The organism is Desulfosporosinus metallidurans, assembly GCF_001936615.1.
Classification (GTDB): Bacteria; Bacillota; Desulfitobacteriia; order Desulfitobacteriales; family Desulfitobacteriaceae; genus Desulfosporosinus; species Desulfosporosinus metallidurans.
In genome coordinates, this window is the sequence record NZ_MLBF01000022.1 from 37,682 (window position 1) to 51,226 (window position 13,545).

A 13,545-nucleotide genomic window follows, 5' to 3' on the forward strand; every position below is an offset into this window, starting at 1 on the left:
CGCAAAGGGGGGCATCAAGTGGTACAGCAACTCAACCCAAAGATCGTTTTGCCCATGCATTATAAACTAGACGATACATTTCTCTGCCGATCGAAGGCATAATTAGCCCTTGTCCCAACAAGAACGATGTGTTACCATATCGATAGGGAATAACTGGAATAAGAAGGGGGTTAAATCCTTGAGTGAGAGTGCACAGCGTTCTGAACAATTGTTCACATACCAAGATTACCTTACATGGCCAATAAATGAGCGCTGGGAATTGCTTAATGGACGGGCTTACAATATGACCCCAGCCCCTTCCCGCAGGCATCAGGAAATTTCCGGACAGCTACTTACTCTTTTTAACAACTATTTAAAAGGTAAAACTTGCCGGGTTTATGCAGCACCTTTTGATGTCCGCTTACCCCAGCTACAAGAGAGCGCTGAACAAACTTCAACCGTGGTGCAACCGGATTTAGTTGTAGTATGTGATAAGACCAAATTAGACCATCTCGGCTGCAAAGGAAGTCCTGACCTGGTTGTGGAGATTACTTCACCTTCCACTTTTCAAAAGGACCTGAAGGAGAAATTCATTCTGTACGAAAGAGTAGGCGTTCAAGAGTACTGGATCGTTTACCCAGAGGAAAATACCATATGTGTATTTCATCTTACACCTGAAGGTAAATACAGCAGACCGGAAGTTTACACAGAGCAAGATTCCATTATGGTTGGTATATTCGGAGATCTTACAATAGAACTTCCGGAAGTCTTTGCCTAAATACAACCCTTGTATCTTCACTTCTACCAATCACCGAATTTTTCAGAAACTTATAAAAGGGCGCCAATCAGTTATAAATCTGATTGGCGCCCTTGAAATGTAGTCCGTAATGTTGCTAACAGAGTCCCTCAACTCAATCAGTTGGGGGACACCGTGACCAATGTTTTAATTGCTTGTTTCGCCCATTGCGAATTTTTAAAGACTGCGCGACCTACACCGATGAGGTCGGCTTTTTCTGCTACTAGTAATTGTTCGGCCGCCAGGGATTCTGTGACACCACCAGTTAGAATTACTGGAATGGATACAACTTTTTTGACAGCTTCGGTAAGGGGGGAGAAATACCCTTGCTCAGATGTTATCGGAGAGGTGTAGCCTAAAAAGCTACCGGAAATATCGAGAATGCTGATGCCTGCTTTTTCAAATTCTTTGGCCGCTATTTGGCTATCTTCAATCGTGATTCCGCCTTCCTTATAATCGGAGGCACCTAACCGCAAGAGTATGGGAAAATCGTTGCCTACAGCAGCTCGGACTGCTTCAATCACCTGAAGATGGAGACGAATACGATTATGGATAGTTCCGCCATACTCATCGGTTCGCTTATTGGTCAAGGGCGAGAAGAACTGGTTAAGAAGGTAGCCGTGCGCGGAATGGATCTCCACTCCGTCAAAGCCTGCTTCCTTTACACGACGGGCAGCGTCCTGAAAGGACTGAACGATACCAGCAATTTCCTGTTTAGTAAGCTCCTTAGGGGGATTTCCATTCCGAGGATGGGGAACAGGGGAGGGACCGACCGGAGTATCCCCTATGATTTCCTGCGTGGTGGCACTTCCAGCGTGATTAATTTGCATAACAGTCTTGGAACCATTGTCATGAATAACTTCGGCTAAACTCCGCAAGCCCTCCAATACATGATCATCAGCAACAGAAAGTTGATTCTTGCTAGCCTTGCCTTTTGGGTTGATGAAGCTATGTTCAATTATGATGAGCGAAAAATAGCCACCGTTGGATTTTTCTTGATAATAGTCAAGTACAGCCTGGCTAATACCGCCATCCTCTTCAGACTTGGCAGTAGCCATGGGCGGCATAATCAGCCGATTGTGCAGGGTCAATGAGCTGGCTTGCAAGGGTTCTAGTAAATGAGTCATAACCGCTACCTCCTTAAATTTTGAACTTCATCCCAATTGAGTGGGCCTGTCCTAGTTGTTCCCCGATATGGTAATACGCTAGATCGGTTGTGCTATAAACAAATGGTAATACTTTTTCTAAAGTTGGAATGCCTTTTTCGTTGAGAACAGCCTCATCAGCCTTGATGTCGACGATTTCACCAATAAACTGGGTGTGCAGACCAATTTCAACGGTTTGTTTTAGTCGACATTCTAAAATCAGGGGGAATTCTTCAACATAAGGGGCATCAACAAATTCACTCTTAACTGCGGTTAAATTAGCCGTAGTAAATTTATCAACTTTAGTACCACTTACAAGGCCGGCATAGTCGGCTTCGGTAGCTTGCTTGCTAGATGGTATGCTAATGGTAAATGCCTTTCGTTTCATGATATTTCCATAAGATGCTCGTGCTTTTACCAATGAAACAGCCACGCATGGTGGAACGGAACAACAAATTCCTGCCCATGCCGCAGTCATGATATTAGGGGTATTATTTTCTCCATAAGTTCCTACTACCCATACCGGACTAGGCAGCGCAAACACTTTAGCACCTATTGATTTTTTCATTACTCCACTCCCTTTATTGTTGATTGAAAAGCTACTACATATGTATTATTATATAAATACGTTATAAATAATAGTATGCACTTAATTGTAAGGTACTAACCTAAAGGAGAGTGAAGGTATGGGGCAAGGAGATGAAGTATTTTCCGCACCATTTGAATATACATTGTCTATAATCGGTGGAAAATGGAAAATGATTATCATGTTTTGGTTGTCTAAACGTAAAATAATGAGATACGGAGAATTAAAGAAATCAATAAAAGGGATTACTCATAAAATGTTAAGCAGTCAGCTAAAGGAACTTGAATCTGAGGGAATTATTATTCGGAAAGAATATCATCAAATTCCACCTAAAGTAGAATATTCTTTGTCAGAAAAAGGAGAAACCCTCATGCCTATCTTAGAGGCAATGTGCAATTGGGGACATGCATATTTTGAAGATAATTAATTTTTTACCGTACACGACATAAAGTATGACCTAATTAGACCTTTGCAGCTGTATGGGAACTCCTGACCTGGTTGTGGATAGAGTGAGTTAAACCTTCACCGTCTTCTTCATTACAAACCCCGGCAGCGGCTCCTTCATCTTCCAGACAAAGCTAATCGGCGACGAGCCATAGTGACTTTGAACGTCCGCCAACCAAGACAGGTAAAGGGGGCAGCAAAGGTTGACTCCTTCTTGTACTTTCGCACAAAAAACAACACATTCCCACCATGAACTGCTTGGTTGATATACCTCTGCCCAGTCATCGATTCCTCAGTCGTTCGACTCTGGGATTGCCAATGAAATAACTCTTCATTAATGGAATAATCCTGATACATCGTCGATGGAGAATAATCCTTTTCGGACTTGTTCAAGGTCACGAAAAACACATCCAATTTCTTCTCTGCTAGGTAGAGAACTCCTTCCCGGAAAGAGCTCTTCTTTCTCTCCGTATGTTTCCCCAGAGCCACCAAAATCTGGTCCAAGGTGTACGAGCAATATAAATCCAGCGGACTTTCATTTCCTAATTCATCCATAGGCTTATCCACGAAATCTATCGTCACATACTGGTATTCCAAGACGTCCATGAGTTCTACATAATGCGACTAATCTTTTGGATCGACCATCCTTAGCATGTCCTTTCCCCCTGTACGATTGTTGTCTTGCAACTCTAATCATACAGGATTAAGCTCTTGGGGTGGTCAACTATTATGTTAGCACTACTACATCCTTTTGAAAACCGAAGTTACCTTTTTGAATACACTCTATAATGTACTGCAAAATTCCATTACATAAATTAACTCGGTCTCTGACGATGGTATCCCCATCATCGATATAATCAAAAATCTCGCGCAGGATTCTAGTCAGGTAATCCGCCAAAATATTAGGATACTCAGCCGAATCCAGCGGCTGAGTATCCTTTATTACAAGCTCTTGATCAACTTTATTCAGGTTTTCCTTGATGATCCCATTAATGATTTGCTCATACAGGCCATAGATAATTCCAGACATGCTACACCTCTAAATCAAAACTGATTTTAGCTTTTCCACAAGTGGAATATCTGCTGGGGCAAAGTCGTATAAGTCTAGCTCATGGCGATTAACCCACGCGATGTGGCTGTGCACGTTTAACGTGAAGTCACCCGAAATCCACTTACACCAGAAGGCCATCAGTTTAATGGTTCCGCTGCGATACGTAAAAATGCTTTCACCGAAGAAATCTAAAACTTCTATATCGACATCAAGTTCTTGTCTTATTTCTCGTTTTAAGCATTCCTCTGGAGTCTCTCCAGGTTCAATTTTACCACCCGGAAACTCCCATTTTCCTGCTAAATTTTCACCTGGTGCCCGTTGGGCAATTAGGACTCGGTTAGCCTTTAAGATGATTGCTGCTGTTACTTCCTACATGGTTTTCAGTCCTTTATTTTGCTTTTCAGCATCCTGACCGATCCTGGCGCTGTCTAAGGAGATTACAATGACTATATCACGGTAGTTTAAGTATTCTAGCGCTCAAGCAAAACCTTCATATTGTCGATTTCTCAGATAAAAGAGAGGTACCTGGAACCTGAGCGGAACTGTGACCAATGGGATACGTTCCGTCGAATACTAACAGTTCGATTATCGGTGTAATTGTTTGTTCTATAGGTTTTCCTGTCAATTTATATATTAACTTGATCATAAACTTTATTTAATGTTGCTCATATGTTTCCATGGCCCCAGTGGTTTGTAGAGTCCCAGATCGAATAGAATTATTCTATTTTTCCATCTTCAGTAATTCTTTATCTCTCTACATATCACTTCCATCACATCTTTCTTTAAATCCTTAGCAAATTCCTCCTGGTATACTTTTACGCCCAGCTCCACCATGACCTTTGGTAAATCGTCTAGACTCTTCTTGAGAATCTTTATATCTTGAACCGAAAAGGGGAGATGCGCCGAATCGCTAAGCTTACAATAAGTCGCAACGTCCATCCTCCCCGCCTCAAAATTAACTGAGAAGCGCTCCTGTATCCCCCACATCATTTGCAACCCCGGCAAATCCAGATCACCAGAGTAATAAACGGGGCAATCAGGGTTTGAGTCAAGGCATCTGGTAATGAAAGCTATTGCGGCGCTACGGGATTGTCCCGATGTACATACAAGCGCCGGGAAATTTTCCGGGATCTGTTCAAGGGACAACCCATTAAGATCAAGAAACTGCACAATCTCATCCACCAAATAAGATAAAACTGATGGATTCTCAAAGGCATAGATTACTGAATAAACCGGAAATTTCCCGTAAGACAATATTTCGCTCAAATTTAAAGTCCTTGGTGAAATACCTGAAGTAAAATGCGGAGCAAAAACATGGGAAAATGAGCTTATATCATCGTCCATAAGTCCAAAGTTCCGATAAATCTGCCTCTTTTGCATATACTCGGGAACAACCAGCTTATCACTTGCTGTTTTTCGACCTATTTTGATCATTTGATTATCAATATCATTCAGGGCGTACCATAACAATCTTCCAGCAGTCATTTTCCAATCAAACGCATGGGGGTCATTGGTCACATAATCTGCAAACATAGGAATTCTGACTCTATTCACACATACACTTAATTCCTTAAACATAACCTCTCTACCGACAAACAAATGCCACAATGCCTTTATGCATTTATAGAGATCTGAGCAGGCATCTTCGCCTTTACGTAAGGCGCTCTTTAGAACTCGGTATCCAGAAGCTGTTCCTGTTTTAAGTCTTTCAAACCAATTAAAGGTTTCTTGACAAAATACTATATTATCTAATGGGAATCCGTGTTCTCGCTCAAAATCCTGACTCACCTGCTCAAAAAGATGAGTCCATGCCGTCTCCTTTAACTGTTTCTGTTCCACCTTTGTCAATAGCGGTTCATTATTTAGAACTTCGTACAAATCGGGAATCGTCAGCTTGTAACCCTGTTGCAATTCCTCGGCAAAGATTTTCAACGGTACATGAAGCTCTGATCCCGAATGGATCAATCGCTGTACACGATTGCCAAAATAATTCTGCAATCGTTGGGCTTCAGCAAGTGAACTCGCTTTTATCTCAGCGTTGCCCCTTACTCCGCTTTGACCTTGATACTTTTTAAAAATAGCCTTTAATAAATTGCTTAAAAGTGGATCGCCATAATATTGTCTCGCTGTTTTGCGGTAAGCAAGCTCCATAATCAACCTCTCTCATCAGATCATCCCTATTTCTCAACCAACACTCGTCTTTCACCATTCCAGCGGTAATGAAACAATGTAACCACATCGATGTCCTTTGGCCTATAAATCTCATAGATGGCCAAGCTTGGGACAGTATCGTAACACCCCCAAAGCACCTGAGACGTCATGATATAGTCAAAGCCCATGTCCGTTAATAAATGAAACATATCCCGCATATTGGCATCGTCCACACCGGCAAAAGCTTCATCTAAGGAAATAATCTTAGGCGCATCTGCACTGGCATCGCTATATCTGGAAACAGCAAAAAACAATTGTAGCGGTCGTAGCGTTTCTCAATTTTCCCGAGCTCTGTTAAGTGCATTTGCAGTTCTTCCAAGTGGTCTGTAATTTGATCCATATCTTCCAACAGATCAGATAGTGAACTTAACTCTTCTTCCATTAAAGGGGGCAAGGCCTTGGTCAATATTTCATAGATGGAGGACGGCTTAAAATCCTTAGACAGCTTGGGGCTCCTCAACTCCAAAAGCAGCTTCAGCAAATCCCTATACGATTCATTCTCTCTAAATCCAAAGAAGGACTTATTGACCATGTCGCGATAAGCCGTTTGCTCTTGAACCACTTGCCCCCCTGAGGCAATTTTATCCTCTAATATTTTGCGATTAAGGGGAACCTTTTTCCCCTGCTCCAACCATAAAGTATAATCATACAGGTAAAAGTCTTGATTGATTCGCCTTCCGTCTTCCAGCAAAAATCCCCAAAATCCGAGTTGAGGCACACCCCGTCGCGCCCTAAGTCCGATACCGATGGTTTTATATGAATTTTTTAGCGGGTGATAAAATTCAAGCCAAAGGTAACCGGTTCTGTCCGTATGCCCTTGATCTGCTTCCCCAAGCAAATAGTATTCCAGCCGACGGTCCCGAGACCCAAATGGATCGAGCCGCTCTGGCCTTTTATCTCCGTCCAACACGAGAGGAATAAAACTTTGCATCGTGACAGATTTGCCTGAACCATTGGTCCCTCGTAAAATCAGTCTCCCCTCTTCAAAAAGGAATTCTTCCTCATCGTAGTACCAAAAATTAAGGATTCCCGCCCGCTTCATCTGCCATCGTTCCAAAACAATCCCCCCTAATCATCCAGCTCCACGGATCCATATTGAACTTTCCACCTTCCTCCGGCGGCATTTAAGACAAAAAACACATGATCTTCCCATTGTCCGAAGCCCCACTCCACTAGATGCTCACAGACAAGGTCGGCCAAAGGGGTGGAAGACTTCATTTTTCGATATTCATTGATCCAAAAGTCCCCATAATCGTCCTTTAGTTTAAGTAAAAGGCGTTCCACTTCACTTTTCGTAATCCGCACAGAACCATCCAATTCTGCTTTGATTCCTAATTCAGAGTTTGTAAGACTATGGCGTATTTTCCCACAGACAAGCATTGTCAGATCTGAAATGGAAGCTAGTGTGGGAAATAATTCAGAATCGGCCGTCATCTCCGGTTCAAAAAATAAGATCCCTTCGCGGTACTTACTGCCTGCCCAGCCAAACATTGATTTCAATTGTTGAATTAAGTAATTTTTTTGGCCGTGAAAATAAAAGGAGTCTTCCTGCCACTGACGATCAAGCACAATAGGTTCAAGTAAAAAACGCCGATATAGACTATACCTTCTACTACGATTCATGATTATAACCCCATTACTTCCACAAATCATCAAGAGTCGTTGCTTCTAATAATTTAGTATAAGAGGTATAGCGAGGAGCTTGCGGTGCTTTTCCTTTTGTATTGCCCGACAGAGAGACTTTGTCAATTTGCTTAGCTCCGCCCTTGAAGTATAGAATATACTTGCCAGTATCCCTATACTTTTCAATTCTCTCAACCTCAGCAACATGAGTAATCGCCGACACCGGGGCGACTTGATAGGCTGCAATATATTTTATTTTAGACAGCATAGCCGCAGAAATCCTAATTTGATACCAACATTTTTCTCCGAGAAACACCTCTTTAAATCCATCCTCTTTTGCCGCTACTACAATCGTATCTAAATCATCAAGGTCAGTCGAAACAGGTGCAAAATCCAGAACATCTTCTTGAAACGGTGTGAATCTATGCAGTAGCTTTCCATTGGAAACATAACTTTGTGCTTCAATAATATCTGCTGAGATCTTGATTTTGGAAAGTACTCTTGTAAGCTGCTCACTAGTTTCATTGATTACTATAATAACTGCTACTTCGTTATCAAAGATCAACTTATCTAATAGCTCATTGATATTGTTATATTTTGAAGCGGCAATAAAATCACTGATCTTTTTGAGTTTGTCTTTGTCCTTATTTATATCCTCTAATAAAATGGTCTTGATTTTGTGTCTGCTCATATCGGAGGAAATCGCAAAGCGAAGTACCTGCTCCCCAATATGTCCATAAACATCGTGGTCGCTTAGTTCTACCTCAACAAAATAAAGAACAGGGTCAGCGTGGAATTTCAAATCCAAATAATATCCATCTGGGATTGCAGCGCCTTCTTTTGATTTACCTATCTTTTTCTTTATATCAAAATAGATACCCTGTGAACCAAAGATGATTTCGGCATTAGCCACTATCATCTTTTCATATTCAGCCTCGTCAGCATATTGGTATTCTGTAAACAAACTGCCCTTGTCATTGATTATTTTGTACATAACTACACACCCTTTAAGCTATCCTTCGGAACACATTGTTCTGGGGAAATACTGGGCAGAACTACAAAAAATGACTTCTAAATAACATTTCTGGCTTAAAACAACAACTTAGTTGAGTTAATTATTTTCTTTAAGTTACCAAACCTTTATCCATTACCGCAGTCGCCCAGACTTCGCTGTTTCCAAGTTGTTTAAAGCCGAATTTCTTAATGAACCCTTGCATCTTAGTTAGCGCCAATTGGTATTCAAGAGTACCTTTTAACGTTTCTTCTTCTCTGCCTAGATCTTTAACCATATCATTGAGCGGTGCTGGAATAATCGTAACAATAGAATCTTTTCGTTTAGAAAAGACATCAACTAGCACAGGAAAAATAAGATAGCCGAGTTTTTTTCCCCGGAAAGCCGGCTTAATATAAAACCTTTCAATATACAGAACCCCCGTCGAATAGTTATATATATTTTCCCACTTCTTAGATCTCATAAGTGTTCCAATTGCCACAGACAAATCTCCGCTTATTGCATCAGCGTTATCGAAAATATCTAAATAATCTCCCTGAGGATCATATTTATAAAAATAGTAACACCTAAACTCTCCAATATTCTCTTTGATTTCAGTAGTCATATAATCTTCGTCTAAACACTCTAAGACTATCTTCCCTGAATGTGTATCGACACAGTAATCGTTGTATGGTTCTTTATCCCACCAAGCTGAAATATTAATTTCCTTAGAGTCTTCGAAGGAGAGTATACTTTGCTCTAAACTCTTTTCGGCCTTATTGCAAGCTAGTTTTATCGCCCTATTTTTTGAATCGTAGAACACTTATTGCACCAACTACTTTCAAATCTATTTCTATCACTCTACCCCTAAAGCTTTAAACACCGCATCTTCCGGACTTTGATAAAACGCCATCTGAAACTTCGCAAAGAGTTCCGGTGGAACGGTAGGAATATCCGCTGCCGAGGCCATGGGAAGTAAAACTTTCTTAGCACCTGCATCAAAGCACACTTGCAAAGTATTAGCTAATTCTTCCACTTTATTAATCGTGCCACCGATACTCATAGAACCCAAGACGACCAACTGACTTTGGGGTGGTTTGCCCATCGCCCCGGAACACATGGCAATAAAGGCAGTCAACGTCAGTTCACGAGTCATCCCTATGCCCTGGATGTCTTGAACATGCATCAGGTAGTCCTTGGTTTTAGTGCTTATGCTAGCGCTGATGCTCTTGTTATTGGCTTTGAAGTAATTAAAGGCTGTTAGCGTGTTTTCTTTTGCATCTCTGGAATTTCCCAAACCGGATCTCTCAAATTTACCAGACCCGCTCACGACCTCGGTTTCTATTTTATAAACACCTATCATGCCTGAATCACCGCGACCCACGGTATAAACATGCCCCGGTTTTCCAATCCCTTCGGGAATGATCTTTCCTCCCCCTTGTTCAGGCACAGAAACAAATTCTTCATTTAATGTCTCATTGACAATATAGGAGAAATGCACATCATAAAACTCCATGCCACCGATCTTCTTGAGTTGTTCCTTTACCCGACGTCTTCCGACAAGGGCATAGCGCAAGATCTCTTCGATATCGTCTTTTGTAAACTCCCCATTCGGGTAAAGCAGTTTCACCAATCCCGATACTGTCTTACGAACCGCGATAACATCCCTCTGATTGAGATTATTCCCAAGTTTAAAATACTTGTCCAAGGCATCGGAAAACGATCGCTTGCGCATTTCTCGAAAGAATTCAGCTAGGTAGTCAACAATAAAGCCATACTCATTCGTTAAAAACTCCGGGCGCATTTTCGGAACTTCCCAGCCAGGAATATAGTAGTGCATACGATCAAAAAAGGCCGTGTCACCAGCCATAGCATCGGGAAATGGGTCAAACAAATGAGAGGTCTTGATCAGCACATCCACACTTTGGTTAATGTTACCTACAAAGACCATGGAAGCATTGGCGCTCTTTTCTTCTTTACCCCGAGCAAACGAACCTGAGGCCATATAGTCTTTCATGATCTGAATACCGTCTTTATCTTTAAAGGTAATCCCCGCAACCTCATCAAAAGCTACCACGTCCCATAATCCTACTAAACCGATCGTGCGGGAAGCCATGTTGTAGAAGAGATTAGCGACCGTGGTTTGTCCGCCAGATACTAGAATAGAATTTGGCGAAATTTCTTTATAGACATGAGACTTGCCGGTACCCCTTGGTCCCAGTTCACATACGTTGTAATTGTTTTCGACGAGGGGAATTAGGCGTGCTAAGAGATGCCATTTAACGGTTTGTTCGAGCTTTGTGGATTCCATGCCTGTTGAACGCAATAAGGCGTCGATCCATTCTTCTTTGGAGAAATTTTTCCGTCCTTCAAAGACTTCCTCCAGATCCATGTTCGGCATCTGAATCGGGGTGACCCCAGTAATGGTGAAAGGGTTAACCCCTTTGGCCTCTTCATCATAGTAGTAACTCATCTTAAGAATACACCAAATCCCACCGGTCAGAAGTTTCTCAAAGTCCTTGACATAGTTTGGAGAAATGGACACTCCTTTTAAACCCAGATTTGAGAATTCCGTTTCGTAAGTATCAACCTTTTCGTTGAGCCTTACGGTAACCTTATCAATCACTGTGTATTGCCCTAATTCCCTAATCTTTGATTTCACTTTTTCCGCTTCATCCGGACGAACAAAGTTTTCGGAAAGAATACTTTTGACCCGCTCTACTCCTTCATTGATGCTGGCCTCATCATCCGTGGCACAGTACATACCTAATAAATATTCTAATACATAAACAGGAACATTGGCTCCTTCTTTAATCTTCTTGGTGAGATCTTTCCTGACAACCCGCCCGGCAAAGGCTTGATTTAACTTTTGATTCAATTCATCGATCATGGTTATTCCCCCATTAAAGCACCTTATCTAGCTCTAGAATCAAGCGTTTAGCTGACGAAGAAGCATTGACAACCTTCATAGCATCAACTTCTTCTAGTATTTTAAAAGAATGATCACCCTTACCATAAGATCCTTTCTGACTATGGCGAGTTGCGTTCTCAAGGCTCCTTAAAACATCCGACTTAGCAATTCTTTCGATGTTCGTATTACTGGGCAAAGCATTGGAGTTAAACCCTTGTCCAAAAAATCGTCTGAGTGCTTCCGTATCAGCTAAAAACAAGTTTTCCATGCACTGAATCATGAGATGAACTTGTTCATTGGTTGCTGCATCTGGTTGCGTCCAATGATCCCGATTTCTAAGGTGTTCCCACGGTTTGTTTTGAAGTTCTTCCACGACCGCATCTTCACTGTCTACAAGCAAAAACGCTATTTCTTTCGTGCGATCAGCACTTTTCAACGAACTGCAAAAGTCTCTAAATGCCTCATTGCGCGAACCGCAGGCGACCACTCTTGGCATCCTTCCGCGAAAACCAACTCTTTCAAAAAACGAAGCAAAGGCACGGCGACATTCTCTTTTCAGACGATTCTGCTCTCCGCCACCCTCGATATATAGTTTTACAGTAGCGTATTGTTGACGGCTTACCATCGGTTTCCTCCAATTTCGCCTTTACGCCAGAGTTCTCCAAGCGAATATCTCTTGAGCCAATCTTCCAGCAAATCTTTATTCAAACGCCGTAATTGAGTTAATCCCTCATGTTTTTCACAGACCAATATGGATTCTGGTGTATCCGTTAGCTCATCCACCAGCACTTCTGAATGGGTAGTAACAATGATTTGAGTGATTTTTGAGGCCTCTTTTAAGAGTTTCGCAATCGTTGGGATAATATCAGAGTGAATTCCTAATTCCGGCTCCTCAATACATATCAGCGGAGATGGATCTGGATTACACAAAATCGCTAGAAGACAGAGAAATCGAAGGGTTCCATCAGAAAGTCTGGTAGCCGGTATCATGAACTCTCCTTCTTGTAAAAAGAGTTGAACCGTACCGCCTTCTACTTTAATATCAAAATCTTCAATTCCTTCATAGAAGTCATACAATAATTCTAAAATACGCTTTTTAGCTTGATAATTGCCCCGCAACTTATTGAGAACCAGACCTAGATTTGAACAATCCTCAAGTAGATAATCGTTGGGTGCATCCGCGCTTTGAGGCTGTCTCAAGATTGCTTTGCGCCCAAAGCTCCATTCCCGGTAGATACGGATAGCTTCAAACTTCTTTCCCAGCCAGGTTAACTCTGGATATTGATCGGGATCTTTACGTTGTGATAGAATCGACTGCTCCGGATCGACATCCTCACGTCTCAACGTCCGCTTTTGCTTATTTACATTATTCAAAACGGGATGCTTATTCTGATAGCGATAGTAGAAATACGGATCTGGCTGTTCGGCATAAGGTTGGATATTCTCCAAGCTTTCATCTAATAATTCAAAACGTTGATTAGATGCGGTAAAGGCAAATTGATATCGTAAATCTAAGTTTCCTTTCGTTGCTGGAGGGGTGATTACCTCCAGTAAGGCTGTGGGTATTTCATTCGAACCTCGCCAAAGCCAATCTCTGATCCCCCCACCTTTACGGATGGGAACAGCCAGCGCGGTAGGGGCCGCCTGAAGTAGACTGACCGCATCAACTAAGTTAGATTTCCCTGAACCATTCGTTCCGATAATGATATTTAAATTATTCAAAGCTAGCTTAGTCGATGGGCTCCCAAAAGACAACAGATTTTCTAGTTTCATCTCTTTAATTAAGCGTTTCTCTAACAATTTCATTA

16 protein-coding genes are annotated in these 13,545 nt (G+C 41.8%); 2 read left to right on the forward strand and 14 right to left on the reverse strand.

Annotated elements, in window-relative coordinates:
- The first annotated feature begins 178 nt into the window (after window positions 1-178).
- Entirely contained in the window at window positions 179-757 is a 579-nt protein-coding gene (locus DSOL_RS14110; RefSeq protein ID WP_075365469.1) for a Uma2 family endonuclease, read from the forward strand.
- A 137-nt stretch (window positions 758-894) separates the two neighbouring features.
- Here the strand turns inward: DSOL_RS14110 and DSOL_RS14115 are convergent, their stop codons facing one another.
- Complete coding sequence (locus tag DSOL_RS14115) at window positions 895-1,902, reverse strand: NADH:flavin oxidoreductase (RefSeq protein ID WP_075365470.1); 1,008 nt, start codon at window positions 1,900-1,902, stop codon at window positions 895-897.
- Between the two features lie 13 nt (window positions 1,903-1,915).
- On the reverse strand, window positions 1,916-2,488 hold the full coding sequence (locus DSOL_RS14120; RefSeq protein WP_075365471.1) for a flavin reductase family protein: 573 nt from the start codon (window positions 2,486-2,488) through the stop codon (window positions 1,916-1,918).
- A gap of 118 nt (window positions 2,489-2,606) precedes the next feature.
- On the opposite strand from DSOL_RS14120, the gene DSOL_RS14125 reads away from it, so the two are divergent.
- Window positions 2,607-2,933 (forward strand): winged helix-turn-helix transcriptional regulator, encoded by a 327-nt coding sequence (locus DSOL_RS14125; protein WP_075365472.1) that lies wholly within the window; start codon window positions 2,607-2,609, stop codon window positions 2,931-2,933.
- A 134-nt stretch (window positions 2,934-3,067) separates the two neighbouring features.
- Here the strand turns inward: DSOL_RS14125 and DSOL_RS14130 are convergent, their stop codons facing one another.
- From DSOL_RS14130 to DSOL_RS14185, 12 genes are all read right to left on the reverse strand, one after another.
- A complete protein-coding gene (locus tag DSOL_RS14130) occupies window positions 3,068-3,556 on the reverse strand; it encodes a DUF3427 domain-containing protein (RefSeq protein ID WP_235838827.1) in 489 nt (162 codons plus the stop codon).
- 121 nt (window positions 3,557-3,677) lie between these two features.
- Window positions 3,678-3,980: a hypothetical protein gene (locus DSOL_RS14135; RefSeq protein WP_075365473.1), complete on the reverse strand. Its 303-nt coding sequence runs from the start codon at window positions 3,978-3,980 to the stop codon at window positions 3,678-3,680.
- A 9-nt stretch (window positions 3,981-3,989) separates the two neighbouring features.
- Window positions 3,990-4,355 (reverse strand): (deoxy)nucleoside triphosphate pyrophosphohydrolase, encoded by a 366-nt coding sequence (locus DSOL_RS14140; RefSeq protein ID WP_235838831.1) that lies wholly within the window; start codon window positions 4,353-4,355, stop codon window positions 3,990-3,992.
- 381 nt (window positions 4,356-4,736) lie between these two features.
- Complete coding sequence (locus tag DSOL_RS14145; RefSeq protein WP_075365474.1) at window positions 4,737-6,152, reverse strand: TIGR02679 domain-containing protein; 1,416 nt, start codon at window positions 6,150-6,152, stop codon at window positions 4,737-4,739.
- Window positions 6,153-6,178: 26 nt separating this feature from the next.
- Entirely contained in the window at window positions 6,179-6,466 is a 288-nt protein-coding gene (locus DSOL_RS27310) for an SbcC/MukB-like Walker B domain-containing protein (protein WP_075365475.1), read from the reverse strand.
- Entirely contained in the window at window positions 6,403-7,269 is an 867-nt protein-coding gene (locus tag DSOL_RS14155; protein WP_207649633.1) for a hypothetical protein, read from the reverse strand. The genes DSOL_RS27310 and DSOL_RS14155 overlap by 64 nt, the downstream gene beginning before the upstream one ends.
- 11 nt (window positions 7,270-7,280) lie before the next feature.
- Window positions 7,281-7,835, reverse strand: a complete 555-nt coding sequence (locus DSOL_RS14160; RefSeq protein WP_075365476.1) for a DUF2398 family protein — start codon at window positions 7,833-7,835, stop codon at window positions 7,281-7,283.
- 13 nt (window positions 7,836-7,848) lie between these two features.
- Window positions 7,849-8,829, reverse strand: a complete 981-nt coding sequence (locus tag DSOL_RS28435; protein ID WP_075365477.1) for a hypothetical protein — start codon at window positions 8,827-8,829, stop codon at window positions 7,849-7,851.
- A 130-nt stretch (window positions 8,830-8,959) separates the two neighbouring features.
- Complete coding sequence (locus tag DSOL_RS14170) at window positions 8,960-9,649, reverse strand: hypothetical protein (protein ID WP_075365478.1); 690 nt, start codon at window positions 9,647-9,649, stop codon at window positions 8,960-8,962.
- Window positions 9,650-9,682: 33 nt separating this feature from the next.
- Window positions 9,683-11,716 (reverse strand): protease Lon-related BREX system protein BrxL, encoded by a 2,034-nt coding sequence (gene brxL, locus DSOL_RS14175; RefSeq protein ID WP_486598767.1) that lies wholly within the window; start codon window positions 11,714-11,716, stop codon window positions 9,683-9,685.
- Window positions 11,717-11,729: 13 nt separating this feature from the next.
- Window positions 11,730-12,362 (reverse strand): DUF4276 family protein, encoded by a 633-nt coding sequence (locus DSOL_RS14180; protein WP_075365479.1) that lies wholly within the window; start codon window positions 12,360-12,362, stop codon window positions 11,730-11,732.
- Entirely contained in the window at window positions 12,356-13,543 is a 1,188-nt protein-coding gene (locus DSOL_RS14185; protein WP_075365480.1) for an AAA family ATPase, read from the reverse strand. Before DSOL_RS14185 ends, DSOL_RS14180 begins: the two co-directional genes overlap by 7 nt.
- Between the last annotated feature and the right edge of the window lie 2 nt (window positions 13,544-13,545).